Origin of the sequence: Providencia sp. PROV174 (assembly GCF_028480685.1) — a bacterium.
Lineage (GTDB): Bacteria > Pseudomonadota > Gammaproteobacteria > Enterobacterales > Enterobacteriaceae > Providencia > Providencia rettgeri.
This window is the reverse complement of the sequence record NZ_JAMPOT010000012.1, coordinates 1-23,239: the sequence shown is the minus strand read 5'-3', so window position 1 is coordinate 23,239 and position 23,239 is coordinate 1. Positions and strand designations below refer to the sequence as shown.

Genomic DNA, 23,239 nt, shown 5'->3' with positions numbered 1-23,239 from the left:
GGGGAATTTCCCACCCTGAATAGTCACTAAATTGAGTTAAATGATGCGGTATTGTGCGGGAAGTTCGCTAAAACCAAGCCCATTGCCTTTTTTCACTGCAATTTGGACGGGAATACGTTCTTTCATTGCTTCCACATGGCTAATCACGCCAATAGTTTTGCCAGATGCATTTAAACTTTCTAATGCATCAAGGGCAATATCTAACGTTTCTGCATCTAAAGTACCAAAACCTTCATCTAAAAAGAGCGATTCTAATTGTGTACGGTGACTTACCATATCAGATAGCGCTAAGGCTAACGCTAAGCTAACTAAAAAACTTTCCCCACCTGAAAGCGTTTTAATATCTCGAATGCTATCCGCTTGCCAGCCATCAATAACTTGTAATTCAAGGTTTGCTTGGTGACTGCGCTGTAATAAATAGCGACCATGGAGTTTTTCAAGCTGTTGATTGGCTAGAGAAACCAAACAATCCAAAGTTAAGCCCTGCGCATAACGTCGGAATTTATCTCCTTCAGCAGAACCAATAAGTAAGCTGAGATAGCTCCAATCATCATAACTTAATTGGCCCTTTTCTATTTCCTGCAGTAAATCTTGTTGTTGATGGCGCAGTTGCTTGTCTGTACTGAGCTGGTTAATTATCTGGCCTTGTTTTTGGTTTATTTGCTTAATTTCTTCATCAAGTTGAGTAACAATTGTTTGTAATTGCGTTTCATTAAGTGCTGAAAAATCAGTGATACGCTGTTGATTCAGTACCTCAATAGCTTGCAACCCTTCTTTATAACGCGTTTCACATTGTATGCGAGCTTGGTTAATATGTTGTTTTAGCGCTTCTAATTGCTGTTTTTCTTCGTGGCTGATTAGCGCATCAAGGAAAGCTTGTTGATGATGAAATGGACTATCCGTAAGCGCTTGAGTAAACAGGGTATTAGCTTGTGTTTGTGCCAGTTTTGTTTTTTCACAGGCGTCAATCAGCTCTTGATAACTTCCATTCATTGATGCAATGGCTTTATCAACCTCATTGAGTTGTTTGCTTAATTGTTCCTGAGTTTGGAAAAGTATGGTTTGTTTGTCATTCAACTGCTGAATAAATTGGCTGATGGCTAAGCCAGAAAGCAGTGTTTTTCGTTGTGCTGTTTTTTGCTCTAAACCTAACTCAATTTGTTTAAGGCGATTTCTTTCTTGTTCAATTTGTTGAGTGAGTATATTGAGTTGCTCTGACTCAACTTTTAATGTGGCATTATTGACTTCAATGTGTTGGCTAAGTGCTTGTGCTGCCACTTTTTGGTTATTAAAACGCTCACTTCGCTGAGTAATATCGAGAACCCATTCATCGAACGTATCTTTATCTGGCACATTTAAGTTAAATGGCGCTAGGGTAGATTGCCACTGCTCTAATTGTCTCTGTTTGCGTTGTTGGAATTGGCTCTGTTCTTTTTGCAGCTCATCATGTTGTTGTGTTTGGTTCTTTAAGCGTTCTTCGACTAATAACAGGTCTGATTGCAACTGGGTAAAGCTTGCTTGTTGCTCGTGTAAATGATGTTTGGTTTGCTGGTATTCACGCTCTAGAACAGCCATATCCACAACTATTTTCTGTTGCGTCGCTAGCTGATCCGTTAATTGATTAATTAAGAACGTAACGGCTTGTTCATTTTGGGTTAACTCAGGTGTGAGTGCTTGCTCACATGTCTTTTGCCACTGTTGGTTAAATGCATCGAATTGTTCATTGATTTGCTGCTGTTGCTGTAAATTTTCGTTTTGACGTTGTTTTTGTGTGTGAAGTTGTGATTCTAACTGAGTTTGTTGTTGTTTTAATTGGTCGAGTTTATTTGTTAGCTCAATGAGTTGTTGCTGTGTTTCACTGAGATGGATTGATTGATAATCGTGAACTGCTGGGTGTTCTGTTGAACCGCATAATGGGCAGGGGTTACCTGCTATTAGTTGTTGGCGTTCATGCTCTAGGCTGACAATTTTTTGTTCTAATTGTAATTTGTCATTGGTTAGTTTAATGAGTGGGGTCAATTCATTAATACGTGTTACGGCCAGGCTCAACGCTTTTTGCGCGGTGGTGATATCTTGTGTTAATTCAATATCTTTTTGAATTTGATTCTGTTTCTGCGTTTGCGCATTAAGGCATTGAGATAATATTAATGGCAATAACTTAGCATGTTGTAAACGTGCTTGTAGCTGTTCAATATGTTGATTGATGGTGTTAATGTCATGTTTTTCTTGGTTTTGTTTGTAGATTTCTTCTTGTTTTTTGAACGCGGAAGTGCTGCGCTCTAATTCGAGGCGTTTTTGGGCTAATTTCTCAGTTTGCTGCAGCTGTTGCCGCTGTAACTGCGCGACTTCATTTGAAAGTATTTGTTGTTTTTTGTGCAAACTTGCCAGTTTGTCAGCTAATTCGAAAATAAAATGGCCTTGTTGTTGCCAACTGCCTATTTGCGAACTGAGCTCAGCGTCTTTTGGGTGTTCTTCTAGGAATATATTGTGTTTTTTTAACTCAAGGTGTGCATTTTGGATCTGACTTTGCGTTTCACTAACTAAGCGTTGCTTTTGCTGAAGAGTGATTTGTTGTTGTTCGATTTGCTGTTTAATTTCAGACTGTTGCTGTTTCAATTGTGCAATTTGGTTATCAAGAGGCCTGACTGTTTCATCAATCAATTGATGTTGTTGTTTAGCAAAATCAAGGTGTTGTTGATACTCGAATTGTGATTTCAATAAATTTTCTTGCAGTGGGGCGCGTGCAGCTTGCTGGGTTTGCAGGCTAAGCTTCAAATGTTGTTGTTTATTCGTGTATTCAGTGAGCTGTAGCTGTTGTCGTTCAACCTCCTGCCATAATGGACGAAGGGATTCCGCAGGAGCGCTGTCAGCTAACCTTTTTAATTGAGGTTGTGCGGCTTGGAACTCAAGTTCGTTTTTTTTGAGTTCTTCATCAAGTGACTGCATGCGTTGGGTGAGTTGGCGATATTGTTGCCACCAATTAACCCCTTGTTGGTGGCGAGCACGCTGTTGCTTGCTTTGTGTTTCTTGCTCAAATAAATGGTTTTGCTGAACCAATAATTCTTGGTGTTCTGCTTCTGTGAGTAAATTAATGTTTTGCGCTTTTGCTTTTAACAAATCTAAGTCAATTTTGGCTTGCTTGTGTTGATTAAAAACATAAATTGAAATTTGGCTATAAATTTCGGTACCTGTAATTTCTTCAAGTAAATCAGCGCGTTCTTTCTCAGAGGCATTTAAAAAAGCCGCGAAATTCCCTTGGGAGAGTAAAATGGATTTAGTAAAACGCTCATAATCAAGCCCTGTTATTTGCGCCACTAATTCTTTTATCTCTGTAATTTTTACGGTCAATATTTTACCATCAGCAACCGTTGCAAGCTCCGCTTTAGGCTGTTGTAAATTGCCATCAGGTTTCCCTCCAGCCCGTCGTTGGCTCCAAAAGGCGCGATAAGCTTTGCCTTTGACCTCAAACTCTACCTCCGCGAGGCATTCCCCGGTATGGCGAGTCATCAGTTCATTTTGTGCGTTAGAAATGGTTTTTAAACGCGGTGTTCGGTGATAAAGCGCGAGGCAAATCGCATCCAATAAGGTCGTTTTTCCTGCACCGGTGGCACCCGTAATAGCAAACAGGCCATTGCTAGCAAATGGCTCTTTAGTGAAATCAACCTTCCATTCACCTCTAAGAGAGTTAATATTTTTTAAACGTAAACTTAAAATTTTCATATTAACTTTCCTTGCTCATTTGCAATGCGTCATAAGATTGTTGAAATAGCTGTACTAGACGCTGTTCACGCTCAGGATCATCTAAAGACTCTTGAGCAAGGCGGCGTAAAAAAACGTCTTCTACGGTGAGTTCACTCAATGTTTCATTAGCTAAGGTTTGGCTTTGTCCCTGTATTTGCTTGCGTGCGCGGCGTAGTATTACGACTTCGACTGGGAGCTCTTGTGTCAAAGCTTCAATACGTTGTTGGATATCAGCGAGGTAATCTTGTGAAGCAACTTCAATATCAAGCCAAACGGGTTTATCACCTTGATAATCTTTCCATATCTCTAATTGCTGTTCTATTTGGCTTAAGGAGCCTTTGATGCTTTGTAATGGCTGAATAATAGGGATTTCCAATGGTGTGACTTGAGTCAATTTACTTCCACTGAATTCAACAAGGCAGACGCTTTTTTGTTGTGCCGTTTCGTCAAAGCTCAATGCAATAGGTGAACCACAGTATCGAATACTTTCTTGTCCTCCAATCACTTGGGGACGGTGAATATGGCCAAGGGCAATATAGTCAGCAGGTGGAAAAGCCCCTGAAGGAAACGCATCTAACGTACCAATATAAATATCTCGTACAGAGTCAGTTAAGGCTGCGCCGACAACGGTTAAATGGCCTGTTGCAATAATTGGAATATCCAGCCCCAAAGCGGTTCGCTGTTCTAGCGCGAGTTGGTAGCTGGCTTGGTAATGATCATGAATCGCTGTTTGCAGCGAGCGTTGTTTCTCTTCAATATCTTGCCCTGCAATACTTAGTTGAATATCTCGAGGGCGTAAAAAAGGAATGGCACAGACTAAACCAATAGGGTGAACCTGTTTATTTACTAAGGTAATAACATGCGGCTCACTTCCCGACGTAATGACTTGTGTATTTAAGTAACGAAGTAGAGCACTTGATTCATTGAGTACAGAAACAGAGTCGTGATTACCGCTTAAAATAACCAGCTGACAACCTGTTTTTTGTAAATCAACAATAAATTTGTTGTACAGTTCACGTGCATAGCTTGGCGGTGAGCCGGTATCGAAGATATCACCTGCAACGATGATAGCATCAACATGATGTAATTCCACTTGTTCAACGAGCCAATTCAAGAAATGTTGGTGCTCAGGCGCACGGCTTTTGGTAAAAAAATACTGACCAAGGTGCCAGTCTGAAGTATGAATAATGCGCATGAGCTATCAATTCCTGTCATCAATAATGTGCACGAACGTTCGATAATTGAGTATACCTGATCCAAATAACTCGTTGAGGGATGTTTGCGACTTTATTACCATGTTGCGGAAATATTTCACTTAAATGACATTTAACCGTTAAAATAAAGATTAATATGAGTTTTACCCATTGATATTCATAATTCTGTCATAAAAGTGACGCATAATGCTTTCACATTTTAAATGTCTTCTTAATTTTACAGGAACAATCATGGCAAGACGCATTCTAGTTGTTGAAGATGAAGCGCCCATCCGAGAAATGGTTTGTTTTGTATTAGAACAGAATGGTTTTCAGCCTATTGAAGCTGATGATTATGACAGTGCGATTGCACAACTTGTTGACCCTTTGCCTGACCTTGTACTCCTAGATTGGATGATCCCAGGGGGATCTGGAATCCAAGTAATTAAACATATGAAGCGTGATAGCGCAACACGTGACGTTCCTGTCATGATGTTAACCGCACGAGGCGAAGAAGAAGACCGCGTAAAAGGTTTGGAAGTTGGCGCGGATGACTATCTGATTAAGCCGTTTTCACCAAAGGAATTAATCGCTCGGGTAAAGGCAATTTTACGTCGTATTTCACCAATGGCGACGGAAGATATTATTGAAATGAATGGGTTAACGTTAGACCCTACTTCTCATCGTGTGACCAGCAATGAAATCCCTATCGATATGGGCCCAACTGAATATAAATTACTGCATTTCTTCATGACTCACCCTGAACGCGTATATAGTAGAGAACAGCTACTAAATTATGTATGGGGAGCCAATGTGTATGTGGAGGATAGAACTGTCGACGTACATATTCGGCGGTTAAGAAAGGCACTAGAGACGGAAGGTCATGATAAAATGGTACAAACTGTACGCGGTACAGGTTATCGTTTTTCTATCCGTTACTAAAAACCACAAAGGGAGAGGCATGCGTGCTTGAACGTTTATCGATTAAGCAGCTGATTTGGGGGCTGTTTTTATTTATCTTACCCGCCCTTATCTTATCGGTTTTTATTGGCCACCTAGCGTGGCTATTAGTGATATCGCTACTTGCTGCACTGACATGGCATGGGTATAACTTACTTAAACTCTCTTACTGGTTGTGGCTAGATAAAAGCATGTTACCCCCCGAGGGGAGAGGTGGGTGGGAACCGATATTTTATGGCATCTACCAGATGCAACAACGTAATCGTAAACGCCGTCGTGAGCTAGGTCAGTTAATTAAACGGTTTCGTAGTGGTGCAGAATCACTACCTGATGCAGTAGTTATGATGACAACAGAAGGGAATATCTTCTGGTGTAATCGTCATGCGCAGGCTTTACTCGGCTTCCGTTGGCCTGAAGATAATGGCCAACATATTTTTAATTTATTACGTTACCCAGATTTTAGCCGCTACTTCACCATTAAGCGTTATGACCAAGCACTGACTATCGAGCTGAATAGTGGTGAAATTGTTGAATTTCGTATCTTGCCGTATACCGAAGGGCAATTATTGATGGTAGCTCGAGATGTGACAGAAAAACGACGTTTGGAAAAGGCGCGTAGGGACTTCTTTGCGAATGTAAGCCATGAACTACGAACTCCTCTTACTGTCATTCAAGGCTACCTTGAGGTCATGGATGACCAAGAAAATGTCACTGCGGTCAATAAAAAAGCACTGCATGTCATGCAAGAGCAAACTCATCGTATGGATAACTTGGTCAAACAGCTTTTGCAGTTATCACGTATAGAAATTGCTCCTCAAATTAACCTTGATGAGCAAGTGAATATCCCCGTCATTCTCAAAATGATTGAACAAGAAGCACTCAGTTTAAGCCAAGGGCGCCACCAGTTTGAATTTCATGTTGATGAAAAATTGCGTGTCCATGGCAATGAAGAACAATTACGAAGTGCAGTGGCGAATTTAGTCTATAACGCAATTAGCCATACGCCAGAAGGTACCAAAATTTGGGTTGAATGGCAAAGAAATGGTCAGGGTGCTCGCTTTAGTGTGAGAGATAACGGGCAAGGGATACCCGCAGAGCATATTCCTCGTTTGACAGAACGGTTTTATCGGGTAGATAAAGCACGCTCCCGTCAAGGTGGTGGAGGTACCGGTCTTGGGTTGGCTATTGTTAAACATGCACTACAACACCATAGCAGCCAATTGGTGGTAACAAGCCAATTAGGTAAAGGAAGTGAGTTTTCATTTACTTTACCGCCAGTATTTATTGTTGATGACAAAAAACTTAAAAATGGGTAAATAATTCCACTTTGTTAATGTAATCAAAATATTAATAAAGTGGATTATTTCTATTTATCAACCCATATCTGTATTCAATTCAAAATATATATATTTAATGCTGATTATTGTTATCACATCAATTATATATTCTGTTAAATAATCAATTATAATCACCAGAAAAAGACGAGTTGTTTATTTTTCGAGCAAAGCATATAACGAGTATTAGGATTTTACTGAAAGTAATCACTAGTTCTGAAAATTAGTTTAGTTATTTATTCTTGTTTTTCGGTTTGCTATTGCCTTTTTGCCCTATAAAAGTTCTACTTGTTGTCAGTTATTGGCGAATTTTTCTGTTTTTTGACTTTTCATTTCGTATGATACAAACAAACATGCTTTTTTATATTGTTAACAGTATGTTTATCAGAATTCTATCTCGCTATATATATTTCAAAGGGTTGCTAAGTGTAAACCCATAATTTTCTATTTTGTCACTTAAAAATAACATAATATGGCTCATCGTTTATCATCAAGAGATATCATCGCATTAGGCTTTATGACTTTTGCGTTATTCGTCGGGGCAGGAAACATTATCTTTCCTCCTATGGTTGGCTTGCAGGCAGGGGAACAAGTTTGGACTGCGGCACTAGGGTTTTTGGTTACAGGCGTGGGTTTACCTGTTTTAACCGTTATTGCACTAGCTAAAGTAGGTGGGGGGATTGAAGCGCTCAGTACACCTGTAGGCAAAACGGCAGGGTTACTATTGGCGGTTGTCGCTTATTTGTCTGTAGGGCCTCTATTCGCAACGCCAAGAACGGCAACTGTATCCTATAAAGTCGGTATCGCACCCTTATTCGGTGGCGAGTCCGATATGCTATTACTTATCTACAGCGTAGTTTACTTCGTTCTAGTTATCGGTATTTCACTATATCCTGGAAAACTGCTCGATAGCGTTGGGCACATTTTAGCGCCTGTAAAAATGTTAGCCTTGGCTATTTTGGGTATTGCGGCTGTCATGTGGCCTGCGGGGGATCCGATCCCTTCTACAATAGAATACCGTGAGATGGCTTTCTCGAACGGTTTTATCAATGGTTATCTAACTATGGACACCCTTGGTGCTATGGTATTTGGTATCGTTATTGTTAATGCGGCACGTTCAAGGGGTATCGAAAACTCTTCATTATTAACTCGTTACACTATGTGGGCAGGGTTAATTGCAGGGGTATTATTAACTCTGGTTTATTTGTCCTTGTTTAAGCTTGGTGAGAATAGCGGTTCGTTAATTCCCAACCCTGCTGATGGCGCTGATATTTTACATACCTATGTTCAATATACTTTTGGTAATTACGGTAGCTTCTTCCTTGCGGTATTAATCTTTGTTGCCTGTATGGTCACTGCCGTGGGTTTAACTTGTGCCTGTGCCGAGTTCTTTAGCCGCTATGTACCGATTTCTTACCGTAAACTGGTGTTGATCTTGGGTGTGTTCTCCATGGTGATCTCAAACTTAGGTTTAAGTAAGTTAATCGCCTTCTCATTACCCGTGCTAGTTTCAATTTATCCGCCTTGTATTGTCTTAATTTTATTAAGCTTTACTTTGAAGTGGTGGAAAAACCCAACGATAGTGATTGCGCCGACAATGTTAGTTAGCTTTGTCGTCGGTTTAATCGGTGCCGTAAAGGCGTCAGATCATCTTAAAGGTTATATTCCTGAATGGATGACAGCAATGCCACTGTATAAACAAGACTTAGTCTGGGTATTACCAACGGTTGTTGTGATGGTCGTGGCAATTTTATGCGATAAGTTTGTGTCACCTGCTGCACAGCATAAACAAGTGTAATTAGTTGAAATTACAAAAAAAGGAGCTAAATAGCTCCTTTTTCTATTTTATTGGGCCATTAATCAACACCGACAGCGCTCCCTGCTGGACGGCGTACATCGTTAGAGCCATAAATGAAGCCTTCACGAACTTTCCCCGAAACAGCAGAATCATTACCCGAAGACTTGGCACTAACACCAGCGCCTTCAGGGATCGCGACCATAATCAGCTCGGCGGCACCCCATGGTGTTTGTTCAACCATCTGGTAACCCATTTTATCGAGTAGCGCTAAGGTGTCTTTAGAAACCCCTCTTTGCTCATAATAGACCTCATCAGGGAGCCACTGATGGTGAATACGCGGTGCATTAACGGCTTCTTGTGGTGGCATACCATGGTCGATAATATTTAAAGCAGTTTGCAGCGTAATCGAAATAATCCGTGAGCCTCCTGGGGAACCGAGAACTAAAAATACTTTGCCATCTTTCGTCACGATAGTCGGGCTCATCGAGGATAGTGGGCGCTTACCTGGAGCAATAGAGTTGCGCTCCCCTTGTACTAAACCATACAGGTTTTTTTCACCTACTTTGGTGGTGAAGTCATCCATTTCATCGTTCAAGAAAAAGCCAGTTCCGGGCGGGATCACCACAGAGCCAAAGCGACCATTAATCGTGTAAGTGGTTGAAACTGCGTTTCCTTTTTCATCAACAACAGAATAATGCGTAGTCTCCGGTTTTTCGTGAGGCCCTATTCCTGGTTGAACCTGAGTTGATGGCGTTGCTTGGTTGGGTTTGATTTCTTTGCGTAGCTCTTCTGCATAGGCTTTGCTGAGTAGCTTTTCCGTTGGATTATCGACAAATTCAGGGTCGCCTAAGAAGGTGTTTCTATCCATATAGGCATGGCGCATTGCTTCTGTAAGAGTATGAATATAGTCGGCAGAGTTAAAGCCCATTTCTTTAAGGTCATACCCTTCTAAGATATTAAGCGTTTGGCAGATAGTCACTCCACCTGAACTTGGTGGTGGTGCTGAAATAAATTGATAGCCTCTATAGGTACAGCTAACAGGGGCTGTATCTGTGATAGTAAAATCCGCAAAATCTTTTGCGGTTAAGATGCCCCCATTTTTCTTGGAGGCTTCTTCAACAATTTTGGGGATCTCTCCTTCGTAAAAAGCAGAAGGACCGTTTTGGGCAATTTTTTCTAAGGTATTAGCTAAATCAGTCTGAACTAACAAGTCACCGGGTTGGAAAGAACTACCATCAGGTTTTAAGAAGATACGTGCGACTTCTGGGTCTTGTTTAAAACGTTCTGTCGTGGTGTCGAGAACATCAGTATCCGCTCTAGTCAGCACAAAGCCTTCTCTAGCTAATTTAATAGCCGGCGCCATCACTTGCTGGCGGCTCATTGTACCGTATTTTTCTAAGGCATAGTCTAGGCCTTTAACGGTACCCGGTACACCTGACGCGAGATAGCCATATAGGCTCGCATCTTTGATTAGTTTACCGTCTTTATCTAAATACATATCTGCACTAGCGGCACCGGGCGCGGTTTCTCTAAAATTAATAAATAAATCTTTGCCATCGGCTAGATGAATAGTCATAAAGCCACCACCGCCGATATTGCCACAGCAAGGATTAACTACGGCTTGTGCATATCCTACCGCAACAGCGGCATCAATAGCATTGCCGCCTGATTTTAGAATATCAGCCCCAATTTGTGATGCTAAATGTTGGGAGGAAACAACCATACCTTTTTTCGCTTCAACGGCAGGTTCAGAAGCGGCATACAGTTGATTAGAAACAAGTAAGGAAAGAAATAGAACCGCAGGGCGTAATGATGTTTTTATCATTCGTATCTCCCAGTTAGGGTTAGTTGAGTTGTTCTATCGCACAAATATTCAATATGAATGATTTGTTAATTATTTGTGTCTTTATTGTATAGCACACAATAATACAAAACATTGAGTATTTGAGTTAAGAATTGTTAACTGAGTGGAATAAATGCGAGTAGGAAGAGAAAAGATAGACTTGGTTCACAAAAAGTAAAAAGCGGGCTTGATGCCCGCTTTTCTAAAACTCGCGTAACGAATTACAGTTTTGCAGAGTTTTTAGTCAGGTAGTCAGCAACGCCTTTTGGAGATGCATTCATACCTTCTTGGCCTTTTTCCCACTGAGCTGGGCAAACATCACCGTGCTCTTCGTGGAATTGCAGTGCGTCAACCATACGCAGCATTTCGTCAATGTTACGGCCTAGTGGCAGGTCATTAACGACTTGGTGACGGACAACGCCGTTTTTGTCAACGAGGAAAGAACCACGCAGTGCAACGCCTGCATCTGGGTGTTCGATACCATAAGCTTTGATGATTTCGCGTTTGATATCAGCAACCATTGGATATTTAACTTCACCAATACCGCCGTTATCTACTGGTGTTTTACGCCATGCGTTATGAACAAACTCAGAGTCAAAAGAAACACCAACAACTTCTACGCCACGTTTTTTGAATTCTTCGTAGCGGTGGTCAAATGCGATAAGCTCTGAAGGACAAACAAAAGTAAAGTCCATTGGCCAGAAGAAGATCACAGCTGGACGGCCGTTCAGGTGGGTTTTCAGGTTGAAGTTATCAACGATTTCACCATTACCTAAAACAGCTGCAGCAGTAAAGTCAGGGGCTTGACGTGTTACCAGAACCATAATTTACTCCTATGAGTTTGAATTAAAGTTTGTTGTCCTGTCTATTTAATCACTGATAAATAGTATGGACATAGACTTCCAAAAGAATAGAAAAATATCTTTTGATAATAAAGACATTTAAACCAATTATTGTGATAGGTTTTGGCTATCAATAGTACTGGTTTATCAAACTAATATCAATAAGATAGTTTTATTCCACTAAAGTGCAAGCTTTAATTTATTCCTTTGTGTTAATTGTGACAGTCTGTACAAAAAAATGTTGCAGCGCATTAGCCATCATTTGTGGATAAAATTGAAAGAAAATAGTTTCTAATGCATCATATTGTAATAAAAAGTCGTCAAATGAACCACTTAGTGCGCTAAGCTTTGGCCGTCTTCTTGCCATACCATTCAGTGATTTTCCAATATAATTTTTATCTGCATAGCAAATTAACCATCGCTGAGGCCAGAGGTATTCATTTAACTCCTGGAATTTTTCAGGGGTATGACAAAGCTGCGGCTCAATAATTTTTCGGCAGTCACGTACAAAGTCTACTAGCGGTATTGATGGTTCAATAGTTGACCAATGCAAAGATAAAAAATGATCCCAAACTAAATCTAAGGTTATAGGTGCAACACGGCGATACTCATCACGAAACAACAATTTAGCTTCTTTGACTAAAGGGTGAGTATCTGTAACGCGGTCGACAGTTCGATGCATAAAGATACCAGAGACAATTTCGGGCGAATAAAGGCCCGTAGGGTTGCCGCGGACGTAGTCAGCCATGATGTTGCCGAGTAAGGAGCTGTCAGCGAGGTGGGCCAAATGGAGGTGCGCTAAATAGTTCACATAAAATGTCCGTCGTCTTTCAAACCACAGGGGTGTTAGCTTCGTAAAGCCACCCGAATCACATACTCATGTATGCTCATCGGGATATCTTTACTTGCTGCCTACCTGTGATTCGAAATCCATAGGACATGCAGCGCAGCTTAGCTAACTTTTTGATTGCTCAAACTATAGCAGTAATTGCTTTGAATCCGAAATTCATGGTGTATGAACATTGAGAAATGAAGAAAAACAATAGAAATAAATCTGTCATGAAAAGTGAGTAAGATTGAAATAATTCATTCTTTGAATGGATAAATAGTACGCAGAATTTTTTGCTAACAAAATATTTGTTAAATAATGGTGCTTTTTTGTGCGATTTTGCGCTTATTTCTTGCGCCAAAGTCAGTGCGGCACTAGACTAGTCGCCTGTTTTTTTAGATTGATGTCAATACAATGCGTGTTTCCGATTTTACTTTTGAATTACCTGAAGAACTGATTGCCCATTATCCGCAGGCTGAGCGTAGTGCTTGCCGTTTATTAAACCTAGATGGCGGCTCAGGGCAGCTCACGCATGGTGTTTTTACCGATATTCTAGAAAAATTGGAGCATGGTGACTTGCTGGTGTTCAATAACACTCGCGTGATCCCTGCACGGTTATTTGGACGCAAAGTTAGCGGTGGTAAAATTGAAGTTCTGATTGAGCGTATGTTGGATGAACACCGCGTACTCGCTCATGTTAGGGCATCAAAAGCACCAAAGGAAGGGGCTGAATTACTGCTAGGCGAAGATGAAAGCGTGAAAGCGACGATGGTCGCGCGTCATGGTGCATTGTTTGAGCTGCGTTTTGACGATGAACGTGATGTATTAAGCATTCTAAACCAAATTGGTCATATGCCTCTGCCGCCTTATATTGACCGTCCTGATGAAGAGTCTGATAAAGAACTTTATCAAACCGTGTATAGCGAAAAACCAGGTGCTGTTGCGGCACCAACGGCAGGTTTACACTTTGATGAGCCGTTACTTGAAGCATTGCGCCAAAAAGGCGTAGAAATGGCGTTTGTGACATTGCATGTGGGAGCCGGTACCTTTCAACCTGTACGGGTTGATACTATCGAAGATCACATTATGCATTCTGAATATGCAGAAGTGCCACAAGAGGTCGTAAACGCTGTTTTAGCCTGTAAAGCACGAGGTAATCGTGTTATCGCTGTTGGAACGACGTCGGTTCGGTCGCTAGAAAGTGCCGCAAAAGCGAGCCAAGATGCATTAATAGCTCCATTTTTTGATGATACCCAAATCTTTATTTATCCAGGGTATGAATATCAGGTGATAGATGCACTGATCACCAACTTCCACTTACCAGAATCGACATTAATTATGTTGGTTTCTGCGTTTGCTGGATACAAAAACACCATGAATGCATATAAAGAAGCCGTTGAACAAAAATACCGTTTCTTTAGTTATGGTGATGCTATGTTTATTACCCCCAATACAAAAGCTCGATTTGAGAAAATTGGTGAGTAATCAGTTTGAAGCGGTGGCATCGGCTGCTTGCTTAGCAAATTAATATTATCGATAGCAACAGACTGTTTTTCTGCTGCTAGGAGGCAAACGTGAAATATGAATTACAAACGACCGATGGCAATGCACGCCGTGGTCGCTTAGTCTTTGAGCGTGGTGTGGTGGAAACCCCTGCATTTATGCCAGTAGGAACCTACGGTACAGTTAAGGGTATGACACCGGAAGAAGTCAAAGAAACCGGCGCTCAAATCTTATTAGGGAATACTTTCCACTTGTGGTTGCGCCCAGGGCAAGAAATCATGAAGTTACATGGCGATCTCCATGACTTTATGCAATGGCAAGGCCCAATTTTAACCGATTCAGGTGGTTTTCAGGTCTTTAGTCTTGGTGCGATGCGCAAAATTAAAGAAGAAGGTGTGCATTTTCGCAACCCAATCAACGGTGAAAAAGTTTTCCTAAGTCCTGAAAAGTCGATGGAAATTCAGTATGACCTTGGCTCAGACATTGTCATGATTTTTGACGAGTGTACGCCATATCCAGCAGATTGGGACTATGCAAAGACATCAATGGAAATGTCACTGCGTTGGGCTGCACGTAGCCGCCAACGTTTTGACGAACTAAACAATAAAAATGCCTTATTCGGTATTATTCAAGGTAGTGTTTACGAAGATTTACGTGATATTTCAGTTAAGGGGCTGGTGGAAATCGGCTTTGATGGGTACGCTGTAGGCGGCTTAGCCGTTGGCGAACCGAAAGAAGATATGCACCGAATCTTAGAACATGTCTGCCCGCAAATTCCAGCGGATAAACCTCGTTACTTAATGGGGGTTGGTAAGCCTGAAGATTTAGTGGAAGGGGTTCGTCGCGGTATTGATATGTTCGATTGTGTGATGCCAACACGAAATGCACGAAATGGGCATTTATTTGTGACAAATGGCGTGGTAAAAATTCGTAATGCTAAGTATAAATCAGACACATCGACGCTGGATGCTGATTGTGACTGCTATACTTGTCGTCATTATAGCCGTGCTTATCTGCATCACCTTGATAGATGTAATGAAATTCTTGGTGCAAGGCTCAATACCATCCATAATTTACGTTATTACCAGCGCTTGATGGCCGGTATTCGCCAAGCCATTGAAAATGGGAATTTTGAAGAGTTTGCTAAAGATTTTTACCAAAAGATTGGTAAACCTGAACCTTCATTAAATATCGAATGAATTTAAGTGCGAAATGCCATTAATCTGTGTAGCATATCAAACTTAGCTTTTTTGTATGTAAAATTGCTTTCAATAAAACAATGAGGAAAGTTGAATGAGTTTTTTTATTTCTGAAGCAGCGGCGTCAGCAGGTGCACCAGCGCAAGGTAGCCCGTACACTATGGTTATCATGCTTGTTGTTTTCGCGCTGATCTTCTATTTCATGATTTTGCGTCCACAGCAAAAACGTGCGAAAGAACACCGTAAATTGATGGAATCTATCACTAAAGGTGATGAAGTTTTAACAACTGGCGGTTTAATCGGACGTGTAACTAAAGTGTCTGAAACCGGTTATGTGGTTCTTGAGCTGAGTGAGAACACAGAAGTAACCATCAAACGTGATTTCGTTGCTGCTGTTTTACCTAAAGGCACAATGAAAGCAATTTAATTCTGATTCTCCCGAAGGGAACTGCCGTGCTAAACCGTTATCCTTTGTGGAAGTATCTGATGTTGATCTTCGCGATCCTCATCGGTTTGCTTTATGCACTTCCAAACCTATATGGTGAGGATCCGGCTGTTCAGATCACTGGCGTGCGGGGAACCGCCGCCAATGAACAAACGCTGATCCAAGTCCAGAAATCGTTAAAAGACGATAAAATTGAGAGTAAATCTATCTCTCTAGAAAATGGGGCCATTTTAGCCCGATTCAACAACTCTGATGTTCAGTTACGTGCACGTGAAGTGATCATGAATGCACTGGGTGACCAGTATGTTGTTGCACTAAACCTTGCACCTGCAACGCCTAAGTGGCTCGAAGCTGTCGGTGGTGAACCGATGAAGCTGGGTCTTGATCTGCGTGGTGGGGTTCACTTCCTGATGGAAGTTGATATGGACACTGCATTAGGTAAATTGCAGGAACAAAACATGGATGGTTTGCGTAATGACCTGCGTCAAGAAGGCATTGCGTACTCTTCTATTCGTAAAGGCAATGATTACAGCGTGGAAGTTCGTTTCCGTAACGCGGATGATCGTAGCCAAGCTGAAAAAGCATTGTCTCGTAAATACCCAGACTTAGTCTTTAGTGATGGCAGCGATAACACGATGATTGCTGTTATGACTGACGAGCGTTTACGTGAAGCACGTAACTATGCGGTTTCTCAGAACATTACTATTATTCGCAACCGTGTAAACCAATTAGGTGTTGCGGAGCCACTCGTTCAACGCCAAGGCGCTGACCGAATTGTGGTTGAATTACCGGGTATTCAAGATACTGCGCGCGCAAAAGAGATTTTAGGTGCGACTGCGACATTAGAATTCCGTCTAGTGAATACCGCCGTGGATTCTTCTGCAGCGGAAAGTGGCCGTGTACCAGGTGATTCAGAAGTTAAATATGACCGTGAAGGCATGCCTTATGTCTTATATAAGCGTGTGATCTTAACGGGTGACCATATTACCGACTCAACATCTGATGCGGATGAAAACGGTCAACCACAAGTGAGTATCAGTCTTGATAGTTCTGGTGGTTCTATCATGTCTGACTTTACACGTGATAACCAAGACAAGCTGATGGCAACGCTGTTTGTTGAATACAAAGACAGTGGCAAGAAAGATGCAACAGGCCGTTCAATTTTGGTGAAAGATGAAAAAGTCATCAATGCGGCACGTATTTCTGCACGTTTTGGTAGCAAATTCCGTATTACTGGTATTACTAACGGCACTGAAGCTCGCCAGCTTTCATTACTGTTACGTGCAGGTGCATTGATTGCGCCAATCCAAATTGTTGAAGAACGTACCATTGGTCCAACACTAGGTATGCAAAATATCGAGCAAGGGCTGAAAGCATGTATCGCAGGTCTGTTAGCTTCTATCCTGTTTATGATTATTTACTATCGTAAATTTGGTCTGATTGCGAGTAGCGCGCTGTTGGCAAACTTGGTGTTAATTGTTGGGGTGATGTCCTTATTACCGGGCGCAACTCTGACTATGCCTGGTATTGCTGGTATCGTGTTAACTCTTGCGGTTGCCGTCGATGCGAACGTTCTAATTAACGAACGGATTAAGGAAGAGCTCAAGAACGGTCGATCTGTTCAGCAAGCAATTCATGAAGGGTATAAAGGCGCCTTCTCAAGTATTACAGACGCAAACTTAACGACACTGATCACTGCGATTATTCTATATGCAGTGGGTACTGGGTCTATTAAAGGCTTTGCGATTACGACAGCGATTGGTGTCGCAACCTCTATGTTTACAGCTATCGTTGGTACACGTGCTATCGTGAACCTGCTTTACGGCGGTAAACGTATTAACAAGCTGTCAATTTAAGGAGCACGTTGTGGCACAGGATTATACTGTTGAACAATTGAACTATGGCCGTAAAGTTTATGACTTTATGCGCTGGGACAACGTTGCCTTTAGCATTTCTATCGTATTACTGATAGCTTCTTTTGTGATTATTGGCGTCAAAGGTTTTAACTGGGGCTTAGATTTCACCGGTGGTACGGTAATTGAAATCAACTTAAGTCAGCCAGCTGATTTGGATAAAATTCGTGATAGCTTGTCTAACTCGAATCATAAAGATCCACTAATCCAAAACTTTGGTAGCAGCCGCGATATCATGATCCGTATTCCGCCAATTGAAGGCACTGCTGGTCAAGAAGTCGGTAAAGAAATTATCACGATTATCAACCAAAATGTGGATGATAAAGCAACCGTAAAACGTATTGAATTCGTGGGGCCTAGTGTTGGGGCTGAATTAGCACAAACAGGGGCTTTGGCTCTGTTAACTGCGTTGATTTGTATCCTTATCTATGTTGGTTTCCGTTTTGAATGGCGTTTGGCTGCGGGTGCCGTGTTATCTCTTGCGCATGACGTGGTGATCACTTTAGGTATTCTGTCTTTGTTCCATATAGAGATAGATATGACTATAGTAGCATCATTGATGTCAGTTATTGGTTACTCACTGAACGACAGTATCGTTGTATCAGACCGTATCCGTGAAAACTTCCGTAAAATACGCCGTGGTACACCGTACGAAATCATGAACGTCTCTTTGACGCAAACATTGAGCCGTACCATCATGACATCAGCCACCACATTGTTAGTGGTTCTGATGCTATACCTGTTCGGTGGCGCAATGTTAGAAGGCTTCTCGTTGGTTATGTTAATCGGTGTAACTATCGGTACTATCTCATCTATTTATGTTGCTTCTGCATTAGCATTGAAGATGGGTATGAAGCGTGAACACTTGATGCAAGCGAAAGTTGAAAAAGAAGGTGCTGACCAAGAGTCATTACTGCCTTAGATTTGAAAATAGCTAAGATAATTAATACTCAAACTAGTTTGTGTTGTAGGTAGGCGACAAATGCAATTAATCCCTAGGAGCATACAAAGTATGTGACTAGGGTTAATAAATGATGCCACCCCCTCCTGCAGCGCGAAATATGAAGAGTTACAAGCACCCTAGGAGGCATCTTCTTGGGTGTTTTTTCTTGCATAGTAGGGTAAACTAGTTCTCCGTAAATAGATTCAGGAAACGCTATGCACTGCCCATTCTGCTCAGCTGTAGATACGAAAGTCATCGACTCGCGTCTGGTTGGTGAAGGCTCTCAAGTACGCAGGCGCCGCCAATGTTTGCTTTGCCATGAACGATTTACCACTTTCGAGGTTGCAGAGCTGGTAATGCCTCGTGTCATTAAGAGTGATGACGTTCGCGAGCCATTTGATGAAGAAAAGCTTAACCGAGGTATGCAAAAAGCATTAGAAAAACGCCCTGTTAGCTCAGATGACATCGAGCAAGCCATTATATCAATCAAATCCCAACTGCGAGCCACGGGGGAGCGTGAAGTTCCATCTAAACTGATTGGGAGCTTGGTAATGGAAGAACTGAGAAAGCTCGATAAAGTTGCCTATATCCGTTTTGCTTCTGTTTACCGCAGCTTTGAAGATGTGCGCGAATTTGGCGAAGAAATCGCTAAATTACAGGATTAACGCTAATGATTGAACAAGACAACATGTATATGGCTCGTGCTTTTGAATTGGCACGAAAAGGGCGTTTTACTACATCACCTAATCCAAATGTCGGGTGTGTGATTGTGCGTGATGGTGCCATTGTCGGTGAGGGGTATCATCAGAAAGCAGGGGAACCCCACGCTGAGGTTCACGCATTGCGTATGGCAAGGGAAAAAGCGCAAGGGGCAACGGCCTATGTCACCCTTGAGCCTTGCAGTCATCACGGCCGCACTCCACCTTGTGCAGAAGCACTGATTACTGCAGGTGTAAGCCGAGTCGTTGCCGCCATGCAAGACCCCAATCCTCAGGTTGCAGGCCGTGGTCTGTATATGTTGTCGCAAGCAGGAATTGAAACACGTAGTAATGTTTTATTAGACGATGCTGAAGCGGCGAACCGTGGCTTTTTAAAACGTATGCGTACCGGGTTTCCCTATATCCAGTTGAAACTTGCTGCTTCGCTTGATGGCAAGACCGCCCTTGAATCAGGGGAAAGCAAATGGATTACCAGCTCCGCAGCTCGCAAAGATGTACAAGCTCTTCGAGCCGAGGCTAGTGCTATTTTAAGTACGAGCAGCACGGTAGTTGCTGATGACCCTTCTTTAACGGTGCGTTGGAACGAGCTCCCATCAGATATCCAACAAGTGTATCCAGAAAGCCAAGTACGCCAACCCATTCGTATTGTGCTAGATAACCACAATCGAGTGACTCCTGACCATAAAGTTACTCAATTAGATGGTGAATGTTGGTTAGTGCGCTCAAACCCAGATGAAAATGCAGTATGGCAAGGAAAAGTTGAGCAAATCGCTATTCCAGCAGATGAAAACGGCACCGATCTGGTTATTTTAATGATGCAACTGGCTAAACGTAATGTGAATAGTATTTGGGTTGAGGCGGGGGCAAAACTCGCAGGCTCATTGCTTAAATTAGGTTTAGTTGACGAACTGATTGTCTATATTGCACCTAAATTACTAGGTGACAGCGCTCGAGGTTTGGTGGACTTTCCGCCGCTTAACGGCCTTGTTGATGCGCCAAAATTTGAATTTACAGAAGTGAAGCAAGTCGGGCCAGACCTACGTGTCAGGCTTCGTCCCGTATGGTAAATGGTTTTTTTGAAAATCATACGTACGATACACGAAAGAATGTGATAAAATCCGCGCCCCGCGGGTTATAATTAATATTAGAGGAAGGCTATGAACGTAATTAAAGGTGTTGTTGCTGCTCCACAAGCGCGTGTTGCTATCGCTATCGCTCGTTTTAACAACTTTATTAATGATAGTCTGCTGGAAGGTGCTGTTGATGCGTTAGAACGCATTGGTCAGGTTTCAAATGACAATATTACAATTGTGTGGGTTCCAGGCGCTTATGAGCTGCCATTGACCACAAAAGCATTGGTTGAAACGAATAAATATGATGCAGTGATTGCATTAGGTACCGTTATTCGTGGTGGTACTGCTCACTTTGAATACGTTGCAGGTGAATGTAGCTCCGGTTTATCTCATGTTGCGATGAACAGTGAAGTACCAGTGACTTTTGGTGTGTTAACCACTGAAAATATTGAACAAGCTATTGAACGTGCGGGTACTAAAGCAGGTAATAAAGGTGCTGAAGCTGCACTGACAGCACTTGAAATGATTAATGTAATTAAAGCCATCAAAGGCAAATAATACACAATTTGCTCTATGTTGCTGTTTTTTCGCCATCACGGTGTAGATTACGCAATGCAACAAGTGTTTATTGTGTACAGTTTTTAAATTTAAGGGGAATCTTGTGAAACCTGCTGCTCGTCGCCGCGCTCGTGAGTGTGCTGTACAAGCCATTTATTCATGGCAATTATCTGGCAATCCAATTGCTGAAGTCGAATATGAGTTTATTGCTGAACAGGACATGTCAGACGTCGACGTAAACTATTTTCGTGAACTGTTATCAGGTGTTGCGACTAACGCAACAAAACTAGATCAACAGATGGCGCCTTATTTATCTCGTCAGCTCGAAGAGTTAGGGCAGGTAGAAAAAGCGATTTTACGCGTCTCCATGTTTGAATTAAGTTTCCGTCAAGATGTACCTTATAAAGTCGCAATCAACGAAGGTATTGAATTAGCGAAAGTTTTTGGCGCAGAAGATAGCCATAAATTCGTTAACGGTGTATTAGACAAAGCTGCACCTGCGGTTCGCCGTAAAAAATAATAATATCAGGGTTCCCTCCTGTAGCACTACGGTAATAAATAGGTAGGCTGGGTTCCAGTCTACCTTTGTGTTTATATGCTCGCGATATTTCAATGGCCGGTGAGCGAAGAATAATTGCAACCAATTAGATAGAATCTTCAGGTTAGCAATTCGGTGCTATTTACCTATTATTGAATTATTAGGGTGTAAATTATTTGCTTCGTCTTAAACGAAAATAGATATAGCGAAAACGGAAAATCTACCATGTTATATGGCGAATTTGACCTCATCGCGCGTTATTTTAACCGTCAAACCACTAACCGACGTGATGTTAATATCGGTATTGGGGATGACTGTGCGTTGATGACCATTCCAGAAAAACAGCAACTTGCTGTAAGCACTGACACTCTCGTTTCTGGTATTCATTTCCTACCAACCATTTCACCAGCTGATCTTGCTTATAAATCATTAGCATCTAATTTAAGTGACCTCGCAGCGATGGGCGCAGACCCAGCATGGGTTTCTTTGGCAATTACATTGCCTTGTGTTGATTGTGATTGGTTACAATCTTTTAGTGATAGTTTGTTTGAACAGCTTAACTATTATGGCATGCAATTAATTGGTGGTGATACAACCCGCGGCCCGATGAGCTTGACCTACACGGTTCATGGCTTAGTGCCAAACGGCAAAGCGATGTCCCGTGCTGGAGCGCGTAATGGCGATTGGATTTATGTCACGGGGACTCTCGGTGATAGCGCTGCTGGCCTTGCTATTTTGCAAGATAAACTGAATGTTAAAAATTTAGAACATCAAGAATGGCTAATTGCGCGCCATTTACGTCCACAGCCACGAATTTTACAAGGCCAAGCGTTGAGAAACCTGGCTTCTTCTGCGATTGATATTTCGGATGGTTTAGTTTCTGATCTCAACCACATCTTGAAAGCGAGTAGTTGTGGTGCGCGCATTAATTTAGATGCATTGCCTCAATCAGAAGCGTTGAAACAAAGTTGTAGTATCGAACAAGGGCGTTTATGGTCTTTGAGTGGTGGTGAAGACTACGAACTTTGCTTTACCGTTCCTGAAATTAACCGCGGGGCGCTAGAGATGGCACTTGCACATACAGGCTCAGGCTTTACGTGTATTGGGCAAATTAAGCCGCAGTCTGAAGGGATTAGCTACTTTTGCAATAACCAAGAAGTTGATGTAAACCTAAAAGGTTTCGATCATTTTGTTTCGGAAGGTGCATAGAATGGCTAGTCGCCAAGAAAAAGCAGAAGCAAAAAAACGGCTGAATATGCGTAATCCTTGGCACTTATTGGCCACAGGATTTGGTAGTGGCCTTTCACCTATTGTGCCAGGCACAATGGGCTCTCTTGCTGCGATACCTTTCTGGTTATTAATGGCCAACATGCCAATTTGGAGTGTGTGGGTACTCATTGTCGCAGGCTTTTGGATTGGTTGCCTAATTTGCCAGCGCACTTCCGATGATATGAGAATTCATGACCATGGCAGTATTGTTTGGGATGAATTTATCGGGATGTGGATTACTCTCATGGCGATCCCAGTTGTTGATTATGAATGGGTTATCACTGCCTTCTTTATTTTCCGCATATATGACATGTGGAAGCCATGGCCGATAAGGATTTTTGACCGAAAAGTCAGCGGCGGTTTTGGCATCATGATAGACGATATTATTGCGGCGATTTTTGCTTATGTGACTATTTGGTTGTTGGTTTGGTATGAGGTTATGCCGTTCTCAACCAATTAAATACGCGTCATATTTCAAATTGTAGGGGTGTTGGCTACGCTTATTCGCCCTAGTCACATACTTGTGTATGCTCCTAGGG

Annotated in this window: 19 protein-coding genes; 14 read left to right on the top strand and 5 right to left on the bottom strand. The window is 42.0% G+C overall.

Annotation, left to right across the window (positions count from 1 at the left end):
- Window positions 1–36 precede the first annotated feature (36 nt).
- Window positions 37–3,720 carry an AAA family ATPase gene (locus tag PSE60_RS12445; RefSeq protein WP_272665606.1) on the bottom strand — a complete coding sequence of 1,228 codons (3,684 nt, stop codon included), beginning with the start codon at window positions 3,718–3,720 and terminating at the stop codon, window positions 37–39.
- A gap of 1 nt (window position 3,721) precedes the next feature.
- On the bottom strand, window positions 3,722–4,936 hold the full coding sequence (gene sbcD, locus PSE60_RS12440) for an exonuclease subunit SbcD (RefSeq protein WP_272665605.1): 1,215 nt from the start codon (window positions 4,934–4,936) through the stop codon (window positions 3,722–3,724).
- Between the two features lie 250 nt (window positions 4,937–5,186).
- On the opposite strand from sbcD, the gene phoB reads away from it, so the two are divergent.
- The 3 genes from phoB (at window position 5,187) to brnQ (ending at window position 9,026) form a co-directional block, all read left to right on the top strand.
- Window positions 5,187–5,876: a phosphate regulon transcriptional regulator PhoB gene (gene phoB / locus PSE60_RS12435; RefSeq protein WP_004914638.1), complete on the top strand. Its 690-nt coding sequence runs from the start codon at window positions 5,187–5,189 to the stop codon at window positions 5,874–5,876.
- A 23-nt stretch (window positions 5,877–5,899) separates the two neighbouring features.
- Entirely contained in the window at window positions 5,900–7,210 is a 1,311-nt protein-coding gene (phoR, locus tag PSE60_RS12430) for a phosphate regulon sensor histidine kinase PhoR (protein WP_272665604.1), read from the top strand.
- A 490-nt stretch (window positions 7,211–7,700) separates the two neighbouring features.
- Entirely contained in the window at window positions 7,701–9,026 is a 1,326-nt protein-coding gene (gene brnQ / locus PSE60_RS12425; RefSeq protein ID WP_004914636.1) for a branched-chain amino acid transport system II carrier protein, read from the top strand.
- A gap of 58 nt (window positions 9,027–9,084) precedes the next feature.
- Here the strand turns inward: brnQ and ggt are convergent, their stop codons facing one another.
- The 3 genes from ggt to PSE60_RS12410 all read right to left on the bottom strand — a co-directional run bounded on the left by ggt (window position 9,085) and on the right by PSE60_RS12410 (window position 12,522).
- Complete coding sequence (ggt, locus tag PSE60_RS12420; RefSeq protein WP_272665603.1) at window positions 9,085–10,851, bottom strand: gamma-glutamyltransferase; 1,767 nt, start codon at window positions 10,849–10,851, stop codon at window positions 9,085–9,087.
- Between the two features lie 239 nt (window positions 10,852–11,090).
- Entirely contained in the window at window positions 11,091–11,693 is a 603-nt protein-coding gene (locus tag PSE60_RS12415; protein ID WP_004905550.1) for a peroxiredoxin C, read from the bottom strand.
- A gap of 217 nt (window positions 11,694–11,910) precedes the next feature.
- Window positions 11,911–12,522 (bottom strand): acyl carrier protein phosphodiesterase, encoded by a 612-nt coding sequence (locus PSE60_RS12410; RefSeq protein ID WP_272665602.1) that lies wholly within the window; start codon window positions 12,520–12,522, stop codon window positions 11,911–11,913.
- 432 nt (window positions 12,523–12,954) lie between these two features.
- On the opposite strand from PSE60_RS12410, the gene queA reads away from it, so the two are divergent.
- From queA to pgpA, 11 genes are all read left to right on the top strand, one after another.
- Window positions 12,955–14,025 (top strand): tRNA preQ1(34) S-adenosylmethionine ribosyltransferase-isomerase QueA, encoded by a 1,071-nt coding sequence (queA, locus tag PSE60_RS12405; protein WP_272665601.1) that lies wholly within the window; start codon window positions 12,955–12,957, stop codon window positions 14,023–14,025.
- 89 nt (window positions 14,026–14,114) lie between these two features.
- Window positions 14,115–15,242 (top strand): tRNA guanosine(34) transglycosylase Tgt, encoded by a 1,128-nt coding sequence (tgt, locus tag PSE60_RS12400; protein ID WP_004905543.1) that lies wholly within the window; start codon window positions 14,115–14,117, stop codon window positions 15,240–15,242.
- A 94-nt stretch (window positions 15,243–15,336) separates the two neighbouring features.
- On the top strand, window positions 15,337–15,669 hold the full coding sequence (yajC, locus tag PSE60_RS12395) for a preprotein translocase subunit YajC (RefSeq protein WP_004905542.1): 333 nt from the start codon (window positions 15,337–15,339) through the stop codon (window positions 15,667–15,669).
- A 26-nt stretch (window positions 15,670–15,695) separates the two neighbouring features.
- Complete coding sequence (gene secD, locus PSE60_RS12390; protein WP_272665600.1) at window positions 15,696–17,543, top strand: protein translocase subunit SecD; 1,848 nt, start codon at window positions 15,696–15,698, stop codon at window positions 17,541–17,543.
- 10 nt (window positions 17,544–17,553) lie between these two features.
- Window positions 17,554–18,522, top strand: coding sequence for a protein translocase subunit SecF (secF, locus tag PSE60_RS12385; protein ID WP_210837472.1), 969 nt, complete (start codon window positions 17,554–17,556; stop codon window positions 18,520–18,522).
- A 236-nt stretch (window positions 18,523–18,758) separates the two neighbouring features.
- Window positions 18,759–19,208 (top strand): transcriptional regulator NrdR, encoded by a 450-nt coding sequence (gene nrdR, locus PSE60_RS12380; RefSeq protein WP_210837470.1) that lies wholly within the window; start codon window positions 18,759–18,761, stop codon window positions 19,206–19,208.
- 5 nt (window positions 19,209–19,213) lie between these two features.
- Window positions 19,214–20,329: a bifunctional diaminohydroxyphosphoribosylaminopyrimidine deaminase/5-amino-6-(5-phosphoribosylamino)uracil reductase RibD gene (ribD, locus tag PSE60_RS12375; RefSeq protein ID WP_272665599.1), complete on the top strand. Its 1,116-nt coding sequence runs from the start codon at window positions 19,214–19,216 to the stop codon at window positions 20,327–20,329.
- A 90-nt stretch (window positions 20,330–20,419) separates the two neighbouring features.
- Window positions 20,420–20,893 carry a 6,7-dimethyl-8-ribityllumazine synthase gene (ribH, locus tag PSE60_RS12370; protein ID WP_004905531.1) on the top strand — a complete coding sequence of 158 codons (474 nt, stop codon included), beginning with the start codon at window positions 20,420–20,422 and terminating at the stop codon, window positions 20,891–20,893.
- Window positions 20,894–20,996: 103 nt separating this feature from the next.
- Window positions 20,997–21,413 carry a transcription antitermination factor NusB gene (gene nusB, locus PSE60_RS12365; protein ID WP_210837466.1) on the top strand — a complete coding sequence of 139 codons (417 nt, stop codon included), beginning with the start codon at window positions 20,997–20,999 and terminating at the stop codon, window positions 21,411–21,413.
- 243 nt (window positions 21,414–21,656) lie between these two features.
- The gene (gene thiL / locus PSE60_RS12360; protein ID WP_272665598.1) at window positions 21,657–22,640 is read left to right on the top strand and encodes a thiamine-phosphate kinase; all 984 of its coding nucleotides are present in this window, start codon (window positions 21,657–21,659) and stop codon (window positions 22,638–22,640) included.
- Between the two features lies 1 nt (window position 22,641).
- Window positions 22,642–23,160 carry a phosphatidylglycerophosphatase A gene (pgpA, locus tag PSE60_RS12355; protein WP_272665597.1) on the top strand — a complete coding sequence of 173 codons (519 nt, stop codon included), beginning with the start codon at window positions 22,642–22,644 and terminating at the stop codon, window positions 23,158–23,160.
- The last annotated feature ends 79 nt before the right edge of the window (window positions 23,161–23,239 follow it).